Annotated in this window: 20 protein-coding genes, 9 tRNA genes and 2 rRNA genes; 24 read left to right on the top strand and 7 right to left on the bottom strand. The window is 48.7% G+C overall.

What is annotated here, in order from left to right; translation table 11 throughout:
- The 14 genes from CLV36_RS02725 to CLV36_RS02660 form a co-directional block, all read left to right on the top strand.
- Window positions 1-155 (top strand): 23S ribosomal RNA (locus CLV36_RS02725); the annotation flags it as partial.
- Between the two features lie 81 nt (window positions 156-236).
- Window positions 237-351 (top strand): 5S ribosomal RNA (gene rrf / locus CLV36_RS02720).
- A gap of 88 nt (window positions 352-439) precedes the next feature.
- Window positions 440-838, top strand: a complete 399-nt coding sequence (locus CLV36_RS02715) for a hypothetical protein (RefSeq protein WP_146130581.1) — start codon at window positions 440-442, stop codon at window positions 836-838.
- A 234-nt stretch (window positions 839-1,072) separates the two neighbouring features.
- Window positions 1,073-1,213 carry a hypothetical protein gene (locus CLV36_RS17140; RefSeq protein WP_181352789.1) on the top strand — a complete coding sequence of 47 codons (141 nt, stop codon included), beginning with the start codon at window positions 1,073-1,075 and terminating at the stop codon, window positions 1,211-1,213.
- An 18-nt stretch (window positions 1,214-1,231) separates the two neighbouring features.
- Complete coding sequence (locus tag CLV36_RS02705; protein WP_106341658.1) at window positions 1,232-1,603, top strand: hypothetical protein; 372 nt, start codon at window positions 1,232-1,234, stop codon at window positions 1,601-1,603.
- Between the two features lie 77 nt (window positions 1,604-1,680).
- Window positions 1,681-2,832, top strand: a complete 1,152-nt coding sequence (locus CLV36_RS02700) for a hypothetical protein (RefSeq protein WP_106341657.1) — start codon at window positions 1,681-1,683, stop codon at window positions 2,830-2,832.
- Window positions 2,833-2,983: 151 nt separating this feature from the next.
- Window positions 2,984-3,265, top strand: a complete 282-nt coding sequence (locus CLV36_RS02695) for a hypothetical protein (protein WP_106341656.1) — start codon at window positions 2,984-2,986, stop codon at window positions 3,263-3,265.
- A gap of 184 nt (window positions 3,266-3,449) precedes the next feature.
- Window positions 3,450-3,543: transfer RNA gene (locus CLV36_RS02690), tRNA-Ser, on the top strand.
- A 42-nt stretch (window positions 3,544-3,585) separates the two neighbouring features.
- A tRNA-Phe gene (locus CLV36_RS02685) sits at window positions 3,586-3,661 on the top strand.
- Between the two features lies 1 nt (window position 3,662).
- Window positions 3,663-3,738: transfer RNA gene (locus CLV36_RS02680), tRNA-Thr, on the top strand.
- Window positions 3,739-3,741: 3 nt separating this feature from the next.
- Window positions 3,742-3,815: transfer RNA gene (locus CLV36_RS02675), tRNA-Trp, on the top strand.
- An 8-nt stretch (window positions 3,816-3,823) separates the two neighbouring features.
- Window positions 3,824-3,897, top strand: a tRNA-Cys gene (locus CLV36_RS02670).
- Between the two features lie 10 nt (window positions 3,898-3,907).
- Window positions 3,908-3,994, top strand: a tRNA-Leu gene (locus CLV36_RS02665).
- Between the two features lie 9 nt (window positions 3,995-4,003).
- Window positions 4,004-4,080, top strand: a tRNA-Arg gene (locus CLV36_RS02660).
- A gap of 50 nt (window positions 4,081-4,130) precedes the next feature.
- Here CLV36_RS02660 and CLV36_RS02655 read toward each other — a convergent pair.
- The gene (locus CLV36_RS02655; protein WP_106341655.1) at window positions 4,131-4,778 is read right to left on the bottom strand and encodes a hypothetical protein; all 648 of its coding nucleotides are present in this window, start codon (window positions 4,776-4,778) and stop codon (window positions 4,131-4,133) included.
- A gap of 243 nt (window positions 4,779-5,021) precedes the next feature.
- The gene (mnmA, locus tag CLV36_RS02650) at window positions 5,022-6,116 is read right to left on the bottom strand and encodes a tRNA 2-thiouridine(34) synthase MnmA (RefSeq protein ID WP_245888266.1); all 1,095 of its coding nucleotides are present in this window, start codon (window positions 6,114-6,116) and stop codon (window positions 5,022-5,024) included.
- 126 nt (window positions 6,117-6,242) lie between these two features.
- On the opposite strand from mnmA, the gene CLV36_RS02645 reads away from it, so the two are divergent.
- The 6 genes from CLV36_RS02645 (at window position 6,243) to CLV36_RS02620 (ending at window position 13,030) form a co-directional block, all read left to right on the top strand.
- Complete coding sequence (locus CLV36_RS02645) at window positions 6,243-7,595, top strand: TrkH family potassium uptake protein (protein ID WP_106341653.1); 1,353 nt, start codon at window positions 6,243-6,245, stop codon at window positions 7,593-7,595.
- Window positions 7,596-7,837: 242 nt separating this feature from the next.
- Window positions 7,838-9,412, top strand: coding sequence for a vWA domain-containing protein (locus tag CLV36_RS02640; RefSeq protein ID WP_106341652.1), 1,575 nt, complete (start codon window positions 7,838-7,840; stop codon window positions 9,410-9,412).
- An 11-nt stretch (window positions 9,413-9,423) separates the two neighbouring features.
- On the top strand, window positions 9,424-9,753 hold the full coding sequence (locus CLV36_RS02635) for a hypothetical protein (RefSeq protein ID WP_102993219.1): 330 nt from the start codon (window positions 9,424-9,426) through the stop codon (window positions 9,751-9,753).
- Window positions 9,754-9,889: 136 nt separating this feature from the next.
- The gene (locus tag CLV36_RS02630; RefSeq protein ID WP_102993218.1) at window positions 9,890-11,290 is read left to right on the top strand and encodes a basic amino acid/polyamine antiporter; all 1,401 of its coding nucleotides are present in this window, start codon (window positions 9,890-9,892) and stop codon (window positions 11,288-11,290) included.
- 131 nt (window positions 11,291-11,421) lie between these two features.
- Window positions 11,422-12,042, top strand: a complete 621-nt coding sequence (locus CLV36_RS02625; RefSeq protein ID WP_054095908.1) for a DUF47 domain-containing protein — start codon at window positions 11,422-11,424, stop codon at window positions 12,040-12,042.
- Entirely contained in the window at window positions 12,035-13,030 is a 996-nt protein-coding gene (locus CLV36_RS02620; RefSeq protein WP_054095909.1) for an inorganic phosphate transporter, read from the top strand. The genes CLV36_RS02625 and CLV36_RS02620 overlap by 8 nt, the downstream gene beginning before the upstream one ends.
- Before the next feature lie 162 nt (window positions 13,031-13,192).
- Here the strand turns inward: CLV36_RS02620 and CLV36_RS02615 are convergent.
- Window positions 13,193-13,269: transfer RNA gene (locus CLV36_RS02615), tRNA-Arg, on the bottom strand.
- Window positions 13,270-13,278: 9 nt separating this feature from the next.
- Window positions 13,279-13,365: transfer RNA gene (locus CLV36_RS02610), tRNA-Leu, on the bottom strand.
- A 410-nt stretch (window positions 13,366-13,775) separates the two neighbouring features.
- On the opposite strand from CLV36_RS02610, the gene pepV reads away from it, so the two are divergent.
- On the top strand, window positions 13,776-15,191 hold the full coding sequence (gene pepV, locus CLV36_RS02605) for a dipeptidase PepV (RefSeq protein ID WP_106341651.1): 1,416 nt from the start codon (window positions 13,776-13,778) through the stop codon (window positions 15,189-15,191).
- Between the two features lie 39 nt (window positions 15,192-15,230).
- Here pepV and CLV36_RS02600 read toward each other — a convergent pair whose 3' ends face one another.
- Together CLV36_RS02600 and CLV36_RS02595 are read right to left on the bottom strand one after the other, a co-directional pair.
- Complete coding sequence (locus CLV36_RS02600) at window positions 15,231-15,872, bottom strand: Asp23/Gls24 family envelope stress response protein (protein WP_106341650.1); 642 nt, start codon at window positions 15,870-15,872, stop codon at window positions 15,231-15,233.
- A gap of 21 nt (window positions 15,873-15,893) precedes the next feature.
- Complete coding sequence (locus tag CLV36_RS02595; RefSeq protein ID WP_106341649.1) at window positions 15,894-17,054, bottom strand: cysteine desulfurase family protein; 1,161 nt, start codon at window positions 17,052-17,054, stop codon at window positions 15,894-15,896.
- A gap of 174 nt (window positions 17,055-17,228) precedes the next feature.
- Here CLV36_RS02595 and CLV36_RS02590 point away from each other — a divergent pair, with 174 nt between their 5' ends.
- From CLV36_RS02590 to nadA, 3 genes are read left to right on the top strand one after another with little or no spacing between them, the layout of a single operon-like run.
- A complete protein-coding gene (locus tag CLV36_RS02590) occupies window positions 17,229-18,740 on the top strand; it encodes an L-aspartate oxidase (RefSeq protein WP_106341648.1) in 1,512 nt (503 codons plus the stop codon).
- 12 nt (window positions 18,741-18,752) lie between these two features.
- Window positions 18,753-19,601, top strand: coding sequence for a carboxylating nicotinate-nucleotide diphosphorylase (gene nadC, locus CLV36_RS02585; RefSeq protein WP_106341647.1), 849 nt, complete (start codon window positions 18,753-18,755; stop codon window positions 19,599-19,601).
- Window positions 19,601-20,704 carry a quinolinate synthase NadA gene (gene nadA / locus CLV36_RS02580; protein WP_106341646.1) on the top strand — a complete coding sequence of 368 codons (1,104 nt, stop codon included), beginning with the start codon at window positions 19,601-19,603 and terminating at the stop codon, window positions 20,702-20,704. Before nadC ends, nadA begins: the two co-directional genes overlap by 1 nt.
- An 89-nt stretch (window positions 20,705-20,793) precedes the next feature.
- On the opposite strand, the gene CLV36_RS02575 is transcribed toward nadA, so the two are convergent.
- Entirely contained in the window at window positions 20,794-21,951 is a 1,158-nt protein-coding gene (locus CLV36_RS02575) for an SH3 domain-containing protein (RefSeq protein ID WP_146130580.1), read from the bottom strand.
- Window positions 21,952-22,025: the final 74 nt, after the last annotated feature.

Here is a 22,025-nt window from a genome sequence, read left to right as displayed (position 1 = left end):
TGAAAGCATCTAAGCGCGAAGTCCCCCTCAAGATGAGATTTCCCATTCCCCTGTGGAAGTAAGACCCCTTGTAGATGACGAGGTTGATCGGTTCGAGGTGTAAGCGCAGCAATGCGTTTAGCTGACGGATACGAATCGGTCGAGGGCTTATCCTACTTCATCTCTTCATCTTGCAACACGCTTTATTCCATTCTAATTTTCAGGGTGTGGTTCACACCTTGAATAACAACATAACGTCTGGTGATGATGGCGGAGGGGATCCACCCGTTCCCATACCGAACACGGAAGTTAAGCCCTCCAGCGCCGATGGTACTTGGGCTTAAGCCCTGGGAGAGTAGGTCGTTGCCAGGCCATACAAAAAAGCCTTAAGCAATCAAGCTTAAGGCTTTTTTGTATGCACAAATAGCAAACAAAGGTTTACGTAATACACGAACCAGGCATGGGAGGGACAACCATCAGCCGGCGAATTGCCTTTGATTTGCGCGAAAAGTATCCAACCGTTATTCTGAAACAATATAGGCTGTTGGATACGGCAGACAAAATTGTGGAGCTATATGATCAGACGAAAAAGACGATTTTTGTTGTGGCGGAAGCCCACCAGTTCAGCCGAGACAATATATATGAGTTATATGATGCAATTAGGAGCCGCACCCGGCCGGTGGTATTTTTGGTGGTGCAACGGGGATCGAAAAACGAATTGAAAAATATAGACCACAAAAAAAGATTGTATACCACTATCCTAAATCTCAACGAAACCAATGAATTCTTGAACGAATACAGGAGACATCTTGAGCGATATGATGATCTGGAGTTAAAGCACAAGAAAAAAATGCGCTAGAACAAATCAGGCATTCAAATTCTCCGGCGTTGCGGAATCCATTTTACATCGGATTGGTTACGTTTGAGGAGGATTTCCTGGGACTGTCCGATTATATTGAAAAGTTTATCAGCACGATTCGGACAGAAGAGCAAAAGAAAATTCTCATTTATATCGCCTTGTGCTATCACTTTGAACAAAAAAGCCTTCCGACCAATTTGTTTGACCCTCCTTAATAAAGCTGGAACTGATAAAGTGTCAGAATGGGATAAAGTTGATTTGAAAAAGCACTTCAATTTCAATCTGGAGTCATTGTTGATTAAGGAGAAATACGGCAAATTTACGCATTGGCGGCCACGTCACTATTTGTATGCAGAAGAGCTGTTGCGTCAATAGTTAGGCAAAAAAGAGGAAGTGGATAATTTTACGTACAGAAGCAATTTGGCTCAATATTCGCTTGCTTTTTTGGAAGACACGTTTTCTGAGTATGGAGAGCAGCCAGAGTATATCATGGAAATTTTGTTCGACTTGTTCATCCGCCGAAACAATAAAGAGATGGGAGAAGAGAAGTTTGCTCGATTGATTACCGAGATCAAAGATGTCAAGTGGCAAGGGGATATTCTACGTAAATTGGTTCACTTATATCTGGAAGAACCGCATTTTCCGGCACATTTGGCACGGTATTATCTATATATGGCCAAGAATCTGGATGAAGCGAACAATGCGGCAGATAAGGCGAAGGTAAAGTGGACTCCCTGCTTTATCACATCAAAGGATTGTGCATAAGAGAGAAGTTAAAAGATAAGCTAAATGCACTGAAAGCGAAGTACACAAAGTAGCCCAAGCTTCTTTCCGGGGAAGAGTTGGAAGAAGTAAAAGTGTTGGCGAACCATGCGGGGAGTTGGTTTAAACGGTCCCGTGACCACAACAACTTGTTGCATGGGTCCATCTCCCATGTTGAGATGATCATACACATGAGTGACGATGTGGTTAAAATCTCAGGACTCACACATGCAGAATTTTTTAAGCGCCCAAGTAACCAGTGGTTTTTGGCTTGTCTGTATTTGGCTGAAGGCCTTTTGGAAAGCGTGAAACAAACACATATTGAAGAGGAAACCAACTCCTATATCACGCATTGTGAAAGTGATTTAAAGAAACTGTACATGGATTTGAACATCGTGATACAAAACTTGAACAACTTATTGCCGTCGATCTCTAACAAACCGATGATCCGTCGGCAAATCGTTCGCTTGTACAGGGAGAAATTCAAGGATTTCAGCAAAATCGGCACAAAAAATCTCAATTACATCATGGAATTGCTGAAAGACAATCTCATGGAAGAGCCGGACAATGAAAAAAACATTTATTTATGGTTCCAAGTGGCACGCCATCATCCCAATGTGACTCTCGATGATGCGATTGAATATTTGTCTGCTTGGAGTAGCAGAACCAATCAGGTGCAGGCTCTTTATTATTATTATGTCCTCATGGTATTGAAAGGGATGGAAGGATATGAGTTTGAGAAAAGCAGGGCGAAGAGATTAATTGAAGCTTGTGCCAAAGAAGCAGAAAAGTCCCCCTACAAGACCTTTTGTTTTGAGTGGTTTGGAATAGGAGAGGGATTGCAGTCATTGGTTCATCATCGGATGATTGATGAAGCTGGGGGAAACCAGTTGCGGACGGTAAGAGGGATTGTGACGGAGTATAAGCATCCCGGCAATGGAAAAATCGAGGTCAATGGATTTGAGGTATTTTTCAAGCCAGGGCAAGCGAAAGGAATTACAAAGGATTCTCTCAACAAAGAGGTTGAGTTGCAATTTGGATTTAGTTACGACGGGCTTCGGGCCAAGAGTAAAAGTGTCAGGGCACTCGACTACCTCGAAGAAAACATGCCAGCAGATGATAAGAAAACGGCTCACAAAAAGACGCAACAAGCCCAAGAAGAGACCGCTTTTGAACTTGCTTACAAAATAAAGGGAAAAGCCGCCATCAGGTGGCTTTTTTTATCAAGATGACCTCATCCCGCCACATGGAATGAAGGAGTGTTTGGGGAAAATTTATAAAAAGGGGGTTTGCGATGGAAGGAAAATGAAAAGAATGAAGAGAGAGGGAATATCTGCTTCCTGATGAATAAACTAACATTAAGATGCGGGTTGGAGGGATTTGATGGAACCAACGCAAATTCAAACCAATTTGGAAAGAATGCCACAGCGAAACAAAGAAGCGCAGATTGCATTGGTGTTGGGAATCGTCGGCTTTTTTTCAGCCTTTGTGTTTGCGCTGGCCGGGATTGTGTGCGGAGTGGTCGGATTGGTGCTGGGGTTGAGGGGTAGAAGATCAGAAAAAGGGAACTTGGCGAGCGTGGGGATGATGTTAAGCGGATTGGCGATTGGGTTCAGTTTTATTCATGCGCTGTTAAAAGCGGTGTTGATGACCGCACTCCTTTAACGCAGATAGCAATCGGTTGCGGAAAAACGAAGTCAAATCATATCCAAGCGTGCGGGAGTGGCAACCAAATAAATTCAGAATAGAATTAAATTAAAATTCCCGTTGACAACATGAATGAACCAGTGTAATATATATTTTGTCAGCGAGATGAGCTAACGAAAATGAAAACTTAACTTCACAATACGGAGAGATGTCCGAGCTGGCCGAAGGAGCACGATTGGAAATCGTGTAGGCGGGCAAAACTCGCCTCGAGGGTTCGAATCCCTCTCTCTCCGCCATTTTTGACAAAAACGATCATCTATGTTATAATAATCAAATGTGGCTCGGTAGCTCAGTCGGTAGAGCAGAGGACTGAAAATCCTCGTGTCGGCGGTTCGATTCCGTCCCGAGCCACCACGCTGGTGTAGCTCAATTGGTAGAGCAACTGACTTGTAATCAGTAGGTTGGGGGTTCAAGTCCTCTCACCAGCACCATACAGGGGCGTAGTTTAGTGGTAGAACAGAGGTCTCCAAAACCTCCAGTGTGGGTTCGATTCCTACCGCCCCTGCCAATTATCATGGCGGCATAGCCAAGTGGTAAGGCAGAGGTCTGCAAAACCTTTACCCCCGGTTCGAGTCCGGGTGCCGCCTCCATATGAAGTTTGCGGACGTGGCGGAATTGGCAGACGCGCAAGATTCAGGTTCTTGTGGCCGCAAGGCTGTGGGGGTTCAAGTCCCTTCGTCCGCACCAATCGCATATGTGCCCTTAGCTCAGCTGGATAGAGCGTCTGACTACGGATCAGAAGGTCGGGAGTTCGAATCTTCCAGGGCACGCCATATAAAAAGTAGCCGGCTTTGAAAAAAGTCAGCTACTTTTTTTATTGGCTTCAATTGGTTAAATCTCGCAATATTTCTGCCAACTTTTTTTTAGTAGATTTTGTCGCTTCGCAGGCCAGATCGCATGTGGGCGTATTTTGCTGTGGTTTTTCCTTCTGTACAACGGTTGTCTCTGAAGGTTTATTATGTATGTCTGAACTTGGTGAAGGGTTTTTTTCATATGAAGGCGTCGCGCTGGCCACTACATTTGAGGAGGCGTGAAAAATGTTAAGCGGATCCCGGTTGTCGTCATTCCCGATGTGTGAGGGTTTGTTCGGAGATTGGTTAGGGTGAGCCGCATCTGGGGTTGGGTTGGCATCTCCGTCAACCATGCCGGGAAGATGTTTTGCCGGGTCGCTGGGTTGATGGCCATTGTCCGACGAATTCGCTTTTGTAGCGGTGGATGCGGACTGGCTTGACCTGTGCAGTTTTTGTTCCGTCTCTGGGGTGGGCCGTTTCGTTTGCTTGGCGGTGACTTCGTTGTTGTCAGTTGACATAGACCCAGTTGAGTTGGTGAAAATGGCGTAGGAAAAGACGGAACATGCAATGCCAGCACCAATCAGAGCGATGGTTTTTCGTTTGATTTGCGTGCTGTATTCTTCGGGAGACAGGTCGTCTGTGTCAAACTCAGGGGTGGGTAAATACGCTTTGTCCTTCAATGCTACAATCCCCCTTTATACTATGAAACTCGACTTAATGCTACTCTATTTTCCAATATTTGAATAGTAGACTAAAGTCCCGTTTTCGGTTGTGCCATAAAACGGAAACATTTTGGCAGCCAAAAGAAACAGTGTGATAGAAGTTTGCTGAACGATGTCGAGAGAGGCATCGTAAAAATAAGGTGCGGCTTTCTTGATTCAGCCCTGTGGCCGTTCAAGAAAACCGCCCAATGCTATTTTATGTTAAAAGGTGCTGTCAATAATGCCCCCACCTAAACAAATTTCCTCATCATAGAAAACCACGGATTGCCCCGGGGTGACCGCCCGTTGTCGTTCGGCGAATTCCACGCAGAAAGTGCCGTCCGGTTGCGGAAGTACGCGCACCGGTTGGTCTTTTTGACGGTAGCGGAATTTAGCGGTGCATATAAAAGGCTCGTTTGGAGTGTCGCCTTGGCCCAACCAATTGATATCGGTGGCGATGAGCCCACCGGAGTACAGTGCTTCATGGTCATGGCCTTGCGCCACATAGAGAATGTTCTTTTCAATGTCCTTTTTCACGACAAACCAAGGTTCGCCTGTTCCGCTTCCACCGATCCCCAATCCTTGACGTTGGCCCAACGTATAATACATCAAGCCGTCGTGCCGCCCTTTCACTTCCCCATCTAGGGTATGGATCTCTCCAGGTTGTGCAGGCAGATAGTGGCTGAGGAATTCGCGGAAATTCCGCTCGCCGATGAAACAGATGCCGGTGCTGTCTTTCTTTTTGGCTGTGGCCAAACCGACTTTTTGCGCGATCTCGCGCACCTCCTGTTTCTGCATGTGCCCAATGGGAAACATGGCCTGTAGCAATTGCGGTTTGTTGACGGCGTACAAGAAATAGGTTTGGTCTTTATTGGGGTCCGCGCCACGGGCTAGGTACTTTTCTCCGTTTTTCTCGATGATTTGTGCGTAATGGCCCGTTGCGATGAAATCGGCCCCTAGCTGTTTCGCTTTGTTTAAGAACTCGCCAAACTTGATTTCCCGGTTGCACATGATGTCCGGATTGGGGGTTCTGCCTTTTTTGTATTCATCAAGGAAATACTGAAACACTTTTTGTTCATATTCCTTTTCGAAGTTGACAGAGTAATAGGGAATGCCAATCTGTGCGCAAACGCGACGCACATCTTCGAAGTCCTCCGTGGCTGTGCAATGGCCGAATTCATCGGTGTCATCCCAGTTTTTCATAAACAGCCCGATAACCTCATAGCCTTGCTCTTTTAGCAACCAGGCGGTCACGGACGAGTCCACGCCGCCGGACATGCCGACCACCACGCGTATATGTTTCTTGCTCATTTGCATCACTTCCAGTGTTCGGTTTCATACCCTTGTTTCGATGGCATGTCTTCATTATAATCGAAACCAAATGTTTTCAACAAATCCGTAGGCAAACGATCTGATTGATTAGAGATTGGTGGATGTGCAAATATGGATCAAAAACAATTGTTGCAGAGCAGGCTCACTTCGACACAAATTTTGGTGCTCGGGTTTGCTGTGACGATTTTGATCGGGGCGTGCTTGTTATCTTTGCCGGTGGCCACAGAATCCGGACAGGGATTGCCTTTTATTGACGCATTGTTTACAGCCACCTCGGCTGTATGCGTGACTGGGCTAGTGGTGGTTGACACAGCTACAACGTTTAACACCTTTGGCGAAGTGGTCATCTTGTTGCTCATTCAAGTGGGCGGATTAGGTTTTATGACGTTCGGCACGTTTTTCGCATATCTTGTGGGCAAAAAAATCGGATTTCGGGAGCGGTTGGTGTTGCGGGAGACATTCAACCAGTTCAACATGCAAGGGGTAGTCAACCTCGTGTTGAAAGTTCTCAAAATTACCTTCATCATTGAAGGAATCGGATTTGTATTGTTGAGCGTGCGTTTCGTTCCCGAATTCGGATTGGAAAAAGGGCTTTATTTCTCCCTTTTTCATTCCATTTCTTCATTTAATAGTGCCGGGTTTGATCTGTTTGGGGAAAAGGAAGCGTTCAGTAGCATCACCCATTATGTTGAAGATCCGTGGATAAACCTGGTTGTTTCCTCCCTTGTTATTTTGGGAGGGATCGGGTTTGTCGTTATTTTAGAATTGCTTCATTATCGGAAGACCAAACGGATTAGTTTACATACCAAGATTGTTTTGACCATGACGGGAATCTTGATCGCTATGGGTATGCTGGTGATTTTGGTGGTGGAATGGGCCAATCCCAAAACCTTGGGCGGGTTGTCGTTTCAAGGAAAAATCATGGCATCTTTTTTTCACTCTGTTACACCGAGATCAGGCGGCTACAACACACTTAGCATGGGGGATATGTACTCAGCGACATTGTTTTTCACTGTGTTGCTGATGTTTGTGGGGGCCTCCCCCAGTTCCACGGGCGGGGGAATCAAGACGACCACCTTGGCTACCATTCTGCTGTCGGTCTGGTCGATGATCCGCGGACGGGATGATGTCATCGCATATAAGCGCCGCATTCCCCACGGGTTGGTGTACAAAGCGCTTACCGTGACTGTGGCGGCGACCACGCTGGTCATTTTGGATACGATGCTGTTGACGATCACTGAGCAAACTGATCTGTTGACCGCTGGGTTTGAGACGGTTTCCGCGTTTGGCACAGTTGGTTTGACCATGGGATTGACCCCGACGCTGTCAGTGCCAGGTAAAGTGATCGTTCTGCTCACGATGTTTGCCGGTAGGTTAGGGCCGCTCACCATTGCTTTTGCTATCGCCCACAGTCAGAAACAACCGCCTTACCGTTATCCTGAAGACAGACCGTTGATCGGTTGACGAACGGGTTGGACAGGGGGTGCCAGTTGCCCACCCAGCATGGCAAGCGGTTGATCGGTCTTTGAAGTGGGCATGCTGGTAAGGAATGTGGTGTGACGGAGTTGGCTAAAAAATCGTACTAAGATTGTCGAAACGCCAGGCTTAAAAGCGGTTGTCAAAGCAAAGTGGTTCCAGTAAGCTATTTACAAGCGCAATGGCATAGAAATGAGTATCATGTAACCACTTTCAGTAAGGAGGGGCTTATGCGAATCACAAAAAAAGATTTCTTGCCATCGGCTCTCCTCTGCTGCAGTTTCCTCTTCTTAAGCGGTTGCGCCACCGTGATAGAAAAAATTCAGCATACGACTGGAAACCAAGTTGAAAAAGTAGAACAGCTGGCAGTAGACGATATTCAGAAGCAAGAGACGGAAGAGATGCCGAGACAAGAGGATACATCGGATTTGCCCAAGAGCCCGGCTCCACATACGGAGTTAAATGATATTTTAAACGATGAAGGAAAAGGGGAGTACGCCGGCGAGAAGTTCAACCGGGGTAAGGTGGTTCAAGCTTTGAACCAGATGCCCAAAGGATTGAGCGATGACAAGGCGTATGCCTATTTATTGGGTTTAGTGGGTGAGAACTACCGGAGCGATGTGGATCGCTTCAAAAATCTAGAGGAAGCCGATTATGAAGAGATGGTCGATGTTTGGGTGGCGGCGCGCCACAAATACCCCAAGCCGACACCTGCTTCCGCTTCCAAGGATAAGCCGTCTTCAGCGCTTACACCTGAACAGCCCAAGAAAATGAACATGTCCGTCATGCTTGACGCCAGCGGCAGCATGAAAAGTCAGTTGTCGAATCACAGCAAGAGCAAGATGGACAGTGCAAAACAGAGCATTGAGCAAATGGCTGCTGCCTTGCCTCCGAAGCGCTCCCTGTTGCAAGTGAAAGTGTACGGCCATGAGGGAACCAGCGCGCAAAAGGACAAAGAGCGGTCATGCCGAAGTCAAGCTAAAATTTACGCCGGGGATAAATGGGACCGAGAAAGACTGCGTAAAGCGCTGAGCCAAATTCATCCGGCCGGATACAACCCATTGGCGCTGGCCATGGGTAGCAGTTCCAATGACATGCAAAAAGGGGCTCCGGCTACCGTGGAAAACCATATACTCATCATCAGCGATGGGTTTGAGAATTGCGGCGGGGACCCGGTACAAACGGCTAAACAGTTGCATCGCGAGTACATGGCCAACATTCATGTGATCGGTTTGGATGTGGAACCGGAAACGGAGCGGCAATTGCGGGAAGTGTCCACCGTTACGGGAGGCGCTTATCAAACAGTGACGGATGAAAAAGAATTGAAGCAGGCCGTAAAAGAACGGGTGCAGATGGTGAACCGACTGAACGATCCATGGCAGATCCGGGCACTCCAAACTGCGATCAATGCGCATCACCAAGACGAAAAAGAACTGACTAAACATCATCAGAAGATGAAGAAGAAAGTGGAAACCGAGCACCAGCGTTTGAATGAGGCCAATTTGTATATCAAGAAAGAAGGAAAAATTGACAAAAAGACATGGACGGAAATCGATACGTGGATTGACCAACGCTGGCAACAGCTTGAAACATTCACCGAAGATCGATATGGGGAAGTAGACTCCCTGTTGGATTCCGAGTTTCAAGAAGAGACACACCGCTTGATGAATGAATGGGAAAAAGATGGCGGCAAAAAGGAAGAGTTTCAGAATAAAGCCGTGCAACTGTTAAAAGAGGATTTGCTGAAGAAAAAAGCGGAAGAGGCTGGCGGGCTGACGGACCTGTCGAATCAGCAGAGCGAATGAGGTTGAATGTTATGTCAGAGTGTCCATTTGCATTTGTGTATGATGAGCGTCTGGGATTAGCTCGACCCGTTCTTTATGTCGAATATGAAGAGCTTTCCCAAGAGAAGCAAGATGAATTTGAATTGAAATGCCAAGAGTGCTGTTCGTATATCCCAGAACGGATTAAGGAGATCGAGCAGGACTATTTGCAACGGTATGAAGCACTAGCAAATACGGAGGATGAAACGGAATTTTTGCGGTTGAACGACGAATTGAACGAGTTGTCCAAGCGCATCTGCGAATTGAATTTGCTGTATTTGCAAATAGAAGGAACCTATTTGTCTGCCAATGTGCATGCATAGATCAAAGGTTGGGGTGTGGAAACATATCCCAACCTTTTTTATTACTATAAGACTTTACCATACTAATGTATTAGTGTATCATCAAACAATAGTGATACAATGTACAGAAAGAACATGCGTTTTAGGAGTGGAGAAAATGAAACAGAAACAATTGGGCTTATTCTCTTTGATGGCGGCGGTCGTGGGGACCATCGTCGGCGGCGCCGCCTTCAATTTGCCAAGTGACATGGCGGCTGCAGCGGGAAGCGGTCCGGTCATCTTGGCTTGGGTGATCACCGGCTTGGGCATGTTAGCGCTGGCGATGGTTTTTCGAAATCTTTCTTTGCGGAAGCGGGAGTTGAGCGGAGGTATCTACAGCTATGCTAGGGCCGGATTTGGTCCGTTCATCGGTTTTAGTAGCGCTTGGGGTTATTGGATTGCATCGATTTTGGGGATTGTCGCGTTTGTGACTTTGTTTTTCCAGACACTTCGCTTTTTCTCTCCGTTGTTTGGTCAGGGGGATAATCTGCCTTCCCTGGTGGGAGGGATTGCGTTTGTGTTGTTTTTCCATTGGTTGGTGGCACGTGGGATCAAGGAAGCAGCCATTATCAATATCATGACGACGGTGGCCAAGCTGATCCCGATCCTGATATTTTTAATCATTGTAGCGGCGGCATTTAAGCGCGACGTGTTCATGGCCGACTTATGGGGTTCGGGGAGCTTTTCTTGGCAGTCGGTCGGCCAACAAGTGAAAGACACGATGTTGGTCACTTTGTGGGCTTTCGTAGGAATTGAGGGTGCCATTGTCTTGTCGGGTCGGGCTAAACGTGCAAAGGACGTGGGTGTAGCGACCATTGTGGGATTGCTGGGAACTTTGGCAATTTATCTACTGATTTCCGTACTGTCTACAGGGATTTTATCACAATCTGAGCTGGCTGCATTGCCGGAACCGTCCATGGCCTATGTATTGAAAGCGATCGTGGGGCCCTGGGGGGCGGTGTTGATTGTGATCGGCCTTCTGGTTTCCATCTCGGGGGGCATGCTCAGTTGGTATTTGGTGACGGTTGAGATTCCGTATGTGGCGGCGCAAGATGGCGTGTTTCCGGACCGATTTGCCCAGGTGAATCGTCAAGGTACACCGATGGTATCGCTGTGGTGGTCGACGGGAATCACTTTGCTCTTTACCGGTTTGGTGTACGTGTCGGCGTCCACTTATCAAAAAGTATATTCAATGGCCAGTGTTGCCATATTAATCCCATATCTATTGTCAGCCTTGTACCAAGTAAAATTGGCCTTGGTGGGGGAAACTTACCTAAAGGATGGACGGAGAACAAGAGATCTTTTGATCGGCGCGTTGGCTACAGGCTATTCGCTATGGACGCTTTATGCCGCTGGCCTGACTTATCTGTTGATGGTTTCCGTTGTGTACGCGGTGGGCATGGTGCTGTATCTCTGGGTGCGACGAGGGCAGGAGCAGAGCATGCGCAAGTGGGATTGGATTGTTGCCGGAATCATTGTGGTGGCGGCTTTGGTAGCACTGGGCGGCGGAATGGTGTAAATTGGTATATTAATTTTTTGTAAAGGCGAAATTAATATATGGTTAAATGTGCGTCCAAACTCTGTTCAATCCCATTTGTTAAGTCTATGATTATTTTTGGTTAAATAATGGTTAACTAGGAGGAATTGAACGTGCTGTTTAACCGCTCAAAAGACCGCCTTTTTTTCAAAATAATGGTCGATGCAACCACCAACATCGCGGAGGCCGTCCAGCTTTTCCGTGAAAATGTGGAGACGCTGGAAGAAAAGGAAGCCTATGCGGAACGCCTGAAAGAACTGGAAGACAAAGGGGACGATTACACACATCAGCTCATCAGAGAGTTGAATCAAACCTTTGTTACGCCATTAGACCATGAAGATATCCTCAAGCTGGCCTATACGCTGGATGACGTCATTGACGGCGTGGAAGCCTGCGCGGCTCGCTTTGTTTATATGCAGGTGGATAAAACCAATTCCTGCCTGATCAAGTTTGGAGAGATCTTGGAGAAGAGCGCCCGCCATCTCCATGATGCTTTCATCGCTTTGGAAAAGCGCGACTATGAGTTGATCCGCAAGATTTCCATCGAGATTAACTTGCTTGAGAATGAGGGCGACCGGTTGATGCGCGAAGGCATCATGGAGTTGTTTGCCGATCCGGTGGATGTGGTTCATCTCATCAAAATGAAAGAGATTTATGAGAAACTGGAAGATGTAACGGATGCTTTTGAAGATGTGATGGACATCATGGAAAGTGTGGTCATGAAGTATGCTTGATCCATTTTGGGTTTTAGTCGCCGTCGTCGCATTGGCCCTCGTGTTCGACTTCACCAATGGATGGCATGATACGGCTAACGCCATTGCCACTGTTGTGGGGACACGAACACTTTCTCCGGCGATGGCGATTCTGATGGCTGCCTTGCTCAACATAGCGGGGGCTTTTTTTTCGACGGAAGTGGCGAAAGCGATCGGGAAGGATATTGTCGATCCAAATCACGTGACATTGATTGTGCTACTGTCGGCGTTGTTGGCGGTCATCTTGTGGAATATCATTACGGTGATGCTGGGGTTGCCGACGAGTTCGTCCCATGCCTTGATCGGGAGCTTGATTGGCGCCGCCGTCGCTTATAAAGGTACTGCGATTCTGCAAACTCACGGTATCCTGATGATATTGGTCGCTTTGCTGATTTCACCGGTGTTGGGTGCGTTGGTTGGGGCTGGTCTCATTAAACTCATTCGTGCGTTATTCAGCAATATCCCTCGTTCCAAGGTGAAAAGAACGTTTAAGCCGTTGCAGATCTTTTCTTCCGCGTTCATGGCGTTCAGCCATGGTGCAGCCGACGCCCAAAAGGCGATGGGGATCATCGCGATGGCATTGGTTGCGTATGGCTCCCATACCGAGCTGTATGTGCCCGATTGGGTGAAGATCGCAGCCGGGCTCGCCATGGGTTTGGGTACAGCGATGGGCGGTCGGAAAATCATCCACACCATTGGCTCGCGTCTGAGTCGCTTGGAAACACCGCAAGGTTTTGCTGCTGAGACGGGAGCTGCACTGTTGTTGGCGACAGTGGCGAAAATCGGGATTCCGGTGAGCACCACGCACACCATCACGGGTGCCATCATGGGCGTGGGTGCTGCGGAACGGGTACGTAGCGTCCGCTGGAGTGTCGCTACCAAGATTGTGTATGCTTGGATTTTGACATTGCCAGTTACAGCCTTGATGGGCTATGTGTTTTACACCATCTTCAAAGTATTAGAAGGCTAAGATGACAAAGCTTGCGTTCCGTTTGTTAATCGGATGGGCGTAAGCTTTTTTCGTTTGTCAGGGGAGCTTTATGTAAATGGTGAGGTTTACCGTGTGTTAGGGAAAGGGCCTCGTGGCAAAGAAATGCGAAAAAAACCCAGTGGAAATCCACTGGGTTTTGATTGGCGTGCCCTGGAAGATTCGAACTCCCGACCTTCTGATCCGTAGTCAGACGCTCTATCCAGCTGAGCTAAGGGCACATATTTGGTTGGTGCGGACGAAGGGACTTGAACCCCCACAGCCTTGCGGCCACAAGAACCTGAATCTTGCGCGTCTGCCAATTCCGCCACGTCCGCATGAATGGTAGTGGTGAAGACAGGTTTAAATATAACATCATCTTAGAGAGATTGCAATCATTTTTTTGCAACAAAATCATATTTTTAATATTCGGCCCTTTTTTGATAAATTGACATGGCTTTTTTATCCGGTTCGGGAACGTGGCACAGGAGTGGCGCGGTGTTCCTGCTATTTATGGATTGTTTGATTTTAAAAAAATTTGGTCGAATGTTTGGCCGCATGGTATAGTAAAAGCAGTCAAACTTCAATGAGCGGGGGGTTACCTACCCCTTATCTTGCAGGTGAACGCCTTAAGAGGGCGGCTTACTGGCTCCCCATTGCAGGGTGGGGAGGTTCGCAAAGAACATAGCAACGGTATGTATACATCATCGCGGAAATAGAGACTGAACAAAAGCAGGAGGAATGACCGATGAGTGAGATTCGCTGGTTGGACGAAGTGGAAAAACGCAAAGAAGATTTATTAAAAGATCTGGACGGGTTGCTTAGAATTGAAAGCGTGCTCGATGAATCCACAACGGGGGAGAAGGCGCCATTTGGGCAAAAAATTGCCGAGGCGTTGGAATATATGATGCGGTTGGGGGAGAAAGACGGGTTCATCACCAAAAATGTGGATGGGTATGCAGGTCACATCGAATACGGTGAAGGCGAAGAACTGATCGGTTTGATTTCCCATATCGATGTCGTTCCGGCAGGCGAAGGGTGGACTTCCCCTCCTTACGAACCGGAAGTGCGCGATGGCAAGCTTTATGCTCGTGGCGCAATCGATGACAAAGGGCCGACCATGGCTGCTTACTACGCCTTGAAAATCGTTAAAGAATTGGGCTTGCCCCTCTCAAAGCGCGTGCGGTTGATCATCGGTACTGACGAAGAATCGAAGTGGCGGGACATGAAGGCTTATTTTGCGCGTGAAGAGATGCCGACAATGGGATTTTCGCCGGATGCTGATTTTCCGATCATCGCCTCTGAAAAGGGGTTGTTGGATATTCTGCTCACTGGGAACGGACAGGGGCGACCAGTCGACGGGGATTATTGGACACTGGCTGAATTCAAGTCAGGCCAGCGGGTTAACATGGTTCCTGATCAAGCGGTGGTCAAATTGGTTGGTGAGGGCGATGTGTTCGAATTAAAAGAGAAAGTGCAAGACTTTCTGTTGACACATCGGATTCAAGGTTACGCGGAAGAAAACAACGATGGTGTGTCGATTGTGATCCAAGGGCAATCCCATCATGGTTCCGAACCGCATAAAGGGTTGAATGCTGCATTGGAAATGGCTCGCTTGCTGGGGCGCGTTCCGCTTGATCCATCGGGGCGGAACTTTGTTGACATGCTGAATGACCTGCTCGTTGACGGGTATTTTGGCGAGGGATTAGGTATTGCCCAAGAAGAGGAAGTCTTAGGCAAACTGACTGTAAATGCGGGCGTGTTTGAACATGTCCACGACGGGCGCCAGTCGCTCCGCATCAACGTCCGGTATCCGCTCGGGGGGGATTCTGAATCCATCTTGCGGACTATTACTGACAAAATGTCGGCCTATGGCTTCACCATCGACAATGTGGATCACAAACCGTTGCATCACGTAGAGCGCAACCATCCATTGATTCAAACGCTGGCCAAGGTCTACGAAGATCAGACAGGAGAAAAGGCCGAAATCCTGGCCATCGGCGGCGGCACGTTTGCACGGGCGCTCAAGACGGGAGTTGCTTTCGGCCCGTTGTTCCCAGGCAGTGAAGAGACAGCCCATCAACGGGATGAACACATCCTGCTGGAAGATTTATGGCGGTCTACGGCAATATATGCCCAAGCAATTTACGAATTGGCGCGCTGATAACAAACCCCCCGGCCCATTTCAGGTCGGGGGGTTGCGTTATTTGGCATGATACATTTTATAGATAAAGCTGTCTGGTGTGACGTCTGGAGGAAGAGGCCGCATCGTTTTCACCCGAATCTTGTTATTGAGGATCGTACGGTGAAGTGCTTCAAACTCCGTTTGCTTGTATAAAGGGGAGTTGTAACCGTTCAAGTCGATCATGGTGTTGTCTTTGAAATAGACCATGTATTTTAACCGCAAATGACGGTCGTCATTAAACGGCAACCGCTCGTAATCGTAATCCAGCACGACTTGATCGATATCGCGCCAGCGTTTCACTTTGGCATCGTCCAAACTGAACAAGGTGTTATAGGCAATCCCTTTGGGAGTCACCAACAGATAGTTGTCAAAGGCCAATATGACCAACGGGCTGGCTACCAAATACAAGGAGGCGAAGACCAAAAAGGTTCGCCGCAGTTTCTGTGGGTGTTGCCGCATCCGGAAAAAAGCGATGACAAAGAAGACGACGCCACACAAGAACAAGAAGACAAACCCATAAGCGAATGGGGTGCCCATCAGGTAAACCTGATCGGGTTCTGCGTAATTTTGCAACTGATAATAGATGAAAGCAATCCACAGCAAGGTGGACACAATCAATCCGCCAGCTAGCCGAATAATCCAATTTATCATCGTCCGCAATGAAGTCGAGCCTCCAGATTGTTAGTGTTCTTGGGGAGATAAGGAACGCAGATAATGCATGACTTCTTTCAACTCGTCAACGAATCGGTCGATCAGTTCTAGGGTCGTGTCTTTGCCAAAGGTGATTCGCAAGCTTTGGAACGCGGTGTCCAAGCTTTTGCCCATGGCGAGTAACACATGTGAGGCGGCGTGCTTGCCAGCGCTGCAGGCGGAACCGCTTGACACGTAGATTTGTTTACGATTCAGTTCCAAGAGAATCGCTTGCCCCTCCACACCATGAAAACTTAAATTCAAGTTGTTGGGTAAGCGGTCGCTGGGGTGTCCGTTTAAATCCACATCGCCGATTTCCGACTGGATCCGCCGCCAGCAATGATCGCGTAGTGCGGTGAGGCGCGCCTGCTCATCAGCCACTTCCTGTGAGATAAGTTGGCAAGCTGCGCCGAATCCGACGATGGCCGGCGTGTTTAGTGTGCTGGCACGCATGCCGCGCTCCTGTCCGCCGCCGTGAAGCAGGGGTTCAATCCGCACCCCTTTTTTTATAAACAGGGCTCCAGCTCCTTTTGGTCCGTACACTTTGTGCGAACCGAGGGAAAGGAGATCGACGCCCAACTCGATGACAGAAAAAGGAACCTTGCCAAAGTATTGAACGGCGTCAGTATGAAACAATATAGGAGAATCCTTCAGTAATTGCCCAATTTCGCGGATGGGTTGTAGGGTTCCCACTTCATTGTTGGCAGCCATGACGCTAACGAGAATGGTGCGGTCGGTGAGCGCCTGTTTTAATTGATCCAGCTTCACCAACCCATTGGAATCCACCGGCACATAAGTAACTTCAAACCCTTCCCGTTCCAAAAAACGGCAGGCTTCCAAGACCGATGGATGTTCCACGGATGATGTGACAATATGGTTGCCGAAGGCTTTCCGTTTGCGGGCGGCGCCGATCAAGGCGAGATTGTTTGACTCGGTTCCGCTGCTGGTGAAAATGATTTCACGCGCAGTGGATGCCCCGATTGCTTGGGCTACCTGTTTTCGGGCCGTTTCAATTGCCTCGCGGCTTTGCTGGCCGAAATCATGGATGCTGCCGGAATTACCATAAGCTTGGCTAAAGAAAGGTAGCATTGCCTCTAGCGCTTCGGGGCGCACAGGGCTGGTTGCCCCGTAATCAAGGTAAATCGGTTTCATTAGTTGTGCCTCCGCTCTTTCTTTCCTTTCTTCATTCATTATAACGGAAAACGCTTAGTTGAAGACCTTCATTTCCAATCTGTTCACAATGAAGTCGCTTAAAATAAAGGTTGACATTCGTCATTTTCCTGAGAAAATAAAAATGTTAAGATTTCGTGAAAGGATTAATCAAAAATGACCCGATTAGTGACCGATTATGTTGTGGTGGGAAGCGGAATCGCAGGCTTGACTACGGCTCTTTCTCTTGGGGAATCAGGTCGTGTGATTGTGCTGACCAAATCGCGTGAGCAAGAAAGCAATTCTTTCCGGGCCCAGGGAGGGATCGCGGCCGCCATTGGCGAAGGGGATTCTCCTGAATTGCATAGACAAGACACCTTGCGCACCGGGGTTGAATTATGTATTCCACAATCGGTCGACGTTCTGGTAGAGATGGCTCCCCAAACCATTCAACTGCTGTCGGGATGGGGTACTCCGTTTGACCAGGAAGGGGCGCAATTTGCTTTGGGGCGGGAAGGCTCCCATAGCGTTTCGCGCATCTTGCATGTCGGTGGGGACTCGACGGGGGCGGGCATCACAGACAGCTTGTTGAAGCAGGTGCAAGCTCATGAGCGGATTGAAATCATGACACACACCATGGTGGCGGATCTGATTGTGCATGGGGGAGTCTGCCTTGGGGTCACCGCGCTCGATGAAGGCCGTGAACCTATCGCTTACCTGGCGCGCAAAGGGGTGGTTTTGGCCACGGGCGGTTGTGGACAGTTGTACCGCTATACAACGAACGATCTGGTGTCCACCGGTGATGGTTTTGCGATGGCTCATCGCGCCGGCGTTAAATTGATGGACATGGAATTTGTACAGTTTCATCCGACAGCGCTAGCGATAGAGCAAAATCCGATGTTTTTGGTTTCGGAAGCGGTACGTGGAGAAGGCGCGCATTTGGTGAATGACCGGGGTGAAGCGTTTATGGAGCGTTATCACACCTGGAAGGATTTGGCCCCGCGCGATGTAGTGTCCCGCGCGATTTATACGGAGATGAAAGCAGGAAGAAAGGTTTTCCTCGATGCCCGAGTTCTGGGAGAGCGGTTTGAGAAACGCTTTCCGAAGATCTACCGGCAAGCGCGCGAACACGGAATCGATCCTGAAACAAACCTCATTCCTGTAACCCCAGCGGCTCATTTCATCATGGGTGGGATTCAAACGGATTTGCACGGACAAACATCGTTGCCACGCCTGTTCGCGTGCGGAGAAGTTGCCTGCACGGGTGTTCACGGGGCGAACCGCTTAGCGAGCAACTCCTTGTTGGAAGGCGCCGTGTTTGCGCAACGGGTGGCAGATAAGCTGTCTTCCTTGGCGGAGCAAGCAGTTGAGGATGTGCCCGATTTTTCTATCCCGACTTTGTGCAATGATAAGCAATCTGAAGAAAAGTTAAAACAATCCATACGGCAGATCATGTGGGACTATGCAGGAATTGTAAGAACGGATGAAGGTTTGCGCAAAGGGCTATCCCTACTGGATAAGGTGGCGGAACAAGTGGAAGATGGGATGCTTGAAACGAGAAATATGTTAATAACTGCACAAATTATTATGAAAGCGGCGTGCATGCGTGAGGAAAGCCGCGGCGGCCACTACCGGCGCGATTTTCCGGAAACTCGGTTAGAGTGGTCTCATAAACATTTGGTGATATAGGGAGCATGGAAGATGAATCCAATTTATTTAAAGCAGTTTATTCGTGAAGTTTTGAACGAAGATATCGGCGCCGGTGATTTGACGACGGAAGCACTCGTTCCGGAAGGGCACCGCAGCACCTGCGTGCTTCTTGTCAAGCAACAGGGGGTTGTGGCCGGGCTGCCGGTCGCCGAACAAGTGTTTAAAGAATTGGACCCCGCCTGTGAGTGGACTCCCTTGGTTGAAGAAGGGGCGGAGGTGGACAAAGGAACGGTGATCGCGCGGATCACGGGAAGCACCCGCGCTATTTTGACCGGGGAGCGGGTTGCGCTCAACCTGATGCAGCGCATGTCGGGCATCGCAACTGTTACCCGTGAGCTGGTCAATAAGCTGGAAGGGCTTTCATGCCGTGTGCTGGATACGCGCAAGACGACGCCGGGGATGCGCCAGCTGGAGAAATACGCGGTTCGTGTTGGAGGCGGCGTCAATCACCGTTTTGGTTTGAGCCACGGGGTGATGATCAAGGATAACCACATCGCCATGGCCGGAAGTTTGGAAGAAGCCATCAAGCGTGTGCGCGAACGGGTCGGACACATGGTGCAAATTGAAGTAGAGGCCGACACACTGGAGCAAGTGAAACAGATATTGGCGTTCGATGTCGATGCGATCTTGTTGGACAATATGGATCTGGATACCATGCGCCAGGCTGTGAAGTTGATTGATGGACGCGTGTGGACGGAAGCGTCCGGAGGCATCACTCCCGAGACGATCCGCCCGATTGCGGAGACCGGGGTGGATGCGGTGTCTTTGGGCTGGCTCACACACTCTGTCTCTTCACTGGATATCAGTTTGGATTTTGAAGATGAAACGGGGGATGAATAATGTCTATTGACACGCTCACCTATTTGGACGCGGAGTTGCCCGAAGTTTACCGCAATATGTCCAGCCAGGAGCTGGATGAACGCATCGCTCGCGCTAAGCAGCAACTGGGGCGGGATCTCGTGATTTTGGGCCATCATTATCAACGGGATGATGTGATCAAGTTTGCTGATTACCGTGGGGATTCGTTGAAGTTGGCGCGGATCGGCGCGGAGCAGAAAGAGGCCAAAACAATCATTTTCTGTGGAGTACATTTTATGGCTGAGACGGCTGACACATTGGCACAAGATCATCAAATCGTCATTTTGCCCGATTTGCGAGCGGGATGTTCGATGGCCGACATGGCTGACATTGAAGACTTGGAAGAGGCGTGGGAGATCTTGCAAGAGCGGTTCGGTGACACGATTATTCCGCTGACATATGTCAATTCCACTGCCGCGATTAAAGCGTTTGTCGGCAAACATGGTGGAACCACATGCACTTCTTCCAATGCCCACAAGGTGCTGGAGTGGGCTTTCAGCCAGAAAAAGCGAATTCTCTTTTTGCCTGATCAACATCTGGGCCGTAACACGGCGTATGCGATGGGCATCCCGTTGGAGCAGATGGTGGTTTGGAACCCGCAAACGGTCGAATTTGAAGAAGTGAAAGGCGATCTGGAGCAAACGCGGATGATTTTGTGGAAGGGCCATTGCTCTGTGCATCAGAAATTTACTGTTGATCAAATTAAACGCATTCGTGAGCGGGACCCAGAGATGAAAGTGATCGTGCATCCGGAATGTTCGTTTGATGTGGTGCAAATGGCTGATGACTCAGGATCGACGGAGTACATCATCAAAACGATTGAAGCGTCTCCAGCGGGGAGCAAATGGGCTGTGGGAACGGAAGTCAATTTGGTGCAACGGTTGGCCAATGAGAATCCGGACAAGAAAGTGGTGCTGTTAAGCACGACGATGTGCCCTTGCCTCACTATGAACCGCATCGACCGTCCTCATCTTTTGTGGGCGTTGGACAGCGTATTAGAAGGTCGTCCCATTCATGTGATCGAAGTGGATGATGAAACCAAGCATTGGTCTAAAGTGGCGTTGGATCGGATGTTGGCGATTTAATAAAGAGGGAATACAAAATCAACTCTTGCTTTGCAGAAAAACGAAAAGGAGCCCGATTATGGGCTCCTTTGTTATTTGAAGGGGAACAGTTATTTGGCGACGGAATTGTGAATGAATCCAGTGCGTCCGTCTTTTAACTTCACAATAAACCATTCGCCGTTTGTGCCAGTGCGTTCCAGTTTGGTGCCTTTGGCCACCCGCATGATAATGGTTGCTTTTTGTGAAGGGGCATTGCGAATGTTGGCCAAGTTCACCGTGACGGTCACCATTTGCTTTTGCACCGGTGCTGGTGCGGAGATTTTGGCGACCGATTTATGGACATACGCTGTGTAGCCAGTTGTCAGTTGAACCCGGAACCAATCTTTGTTCTCCCCGGTCAGCGCGATTTTGGTTCCTTGTTTTACTTTTTGCACGATCGGTGCACTCAGTGAAGGGTTGGAACGAATGTTGACCACGTTTTCAGTGGTGACCACGGTTCCGCTTTTGGAGACAAACGAAGAAGTTGGTGTTTCGCTTGGTTGACCGGAAACTTTGGTGACGGTCGAGTTGTGGATGAAACCAATCTTCCCGTTTTCCAGTTTTACCTGGTACCAATCTTTGACGAAGCCGGTCAACTCCAAGACGATGCCGGTTTTCTCCTGTTGGATGATAAAAGCACCAATCGATGGACCGGTACGTACATTGGCCAAATTGACGGTGACTTTTACTTTCCCTTCAGTTGGTTGTACAGCGAACGAGGGGTCGCCTGACCATTTGCCATTGGAAGCGCCTTTGTGAATCCATACGGGCGTTCCTTCAGGAATGGTATTGTACAATTCAATCAAGTCTTCTTTTTTCATGCGCACACAACCGCTGGAAGCGTGCGTGCCGATGGACTCAGGCTTGTTGGTGCCGTGAATGCCGTAAGTCCGGCCATTGTCGCCGTTGACGCTCAGACCCATCCATTTTTCTCCGATGGGATTGTTTGGGTCGCCGCCAGGAATGTTTTTCCAGCCTGGCTTGTTGATCTTTACGACCATGGTGAATGTGCCTTCAGGTGTGAGTTCTTCCGTCCGTCCGGTAGCGACCGGATAGGTTTTTTTCAATTCACCGTCTTTATACAAATGTAACTTATTGTTGGTTTTGTCGATCTCTACTTGGTAATTGGGTGCGGCCCCAGACGTCGTGTAGTAGAACCCGAACACGACGGCGATGGCAACAAGTGTGGGGACGAACCATTTCAGATGTCTACCCGTAACTCTTCCCACCTGCGGGCCAGATGACGAGCAGGTGGGTTTCACCTCTCTTTGTTTATGTTTTTCAATGTATTTGTGATTTACTC

Source organism: Laceyella sediminis (assembly GCF_003003125.1).
Classification (GTDB): domain Bacteria; phylum Bacillota; class Bacilli; order Thermoactinomycetales; family Thermoactinomycetaceae; genus Laceyella; species Laceyella tengchongensis.
Note: the sequence above shows the minus strand (reverse complement) of the source record. Positions and strands in the feature narration are given on the sequence as shown.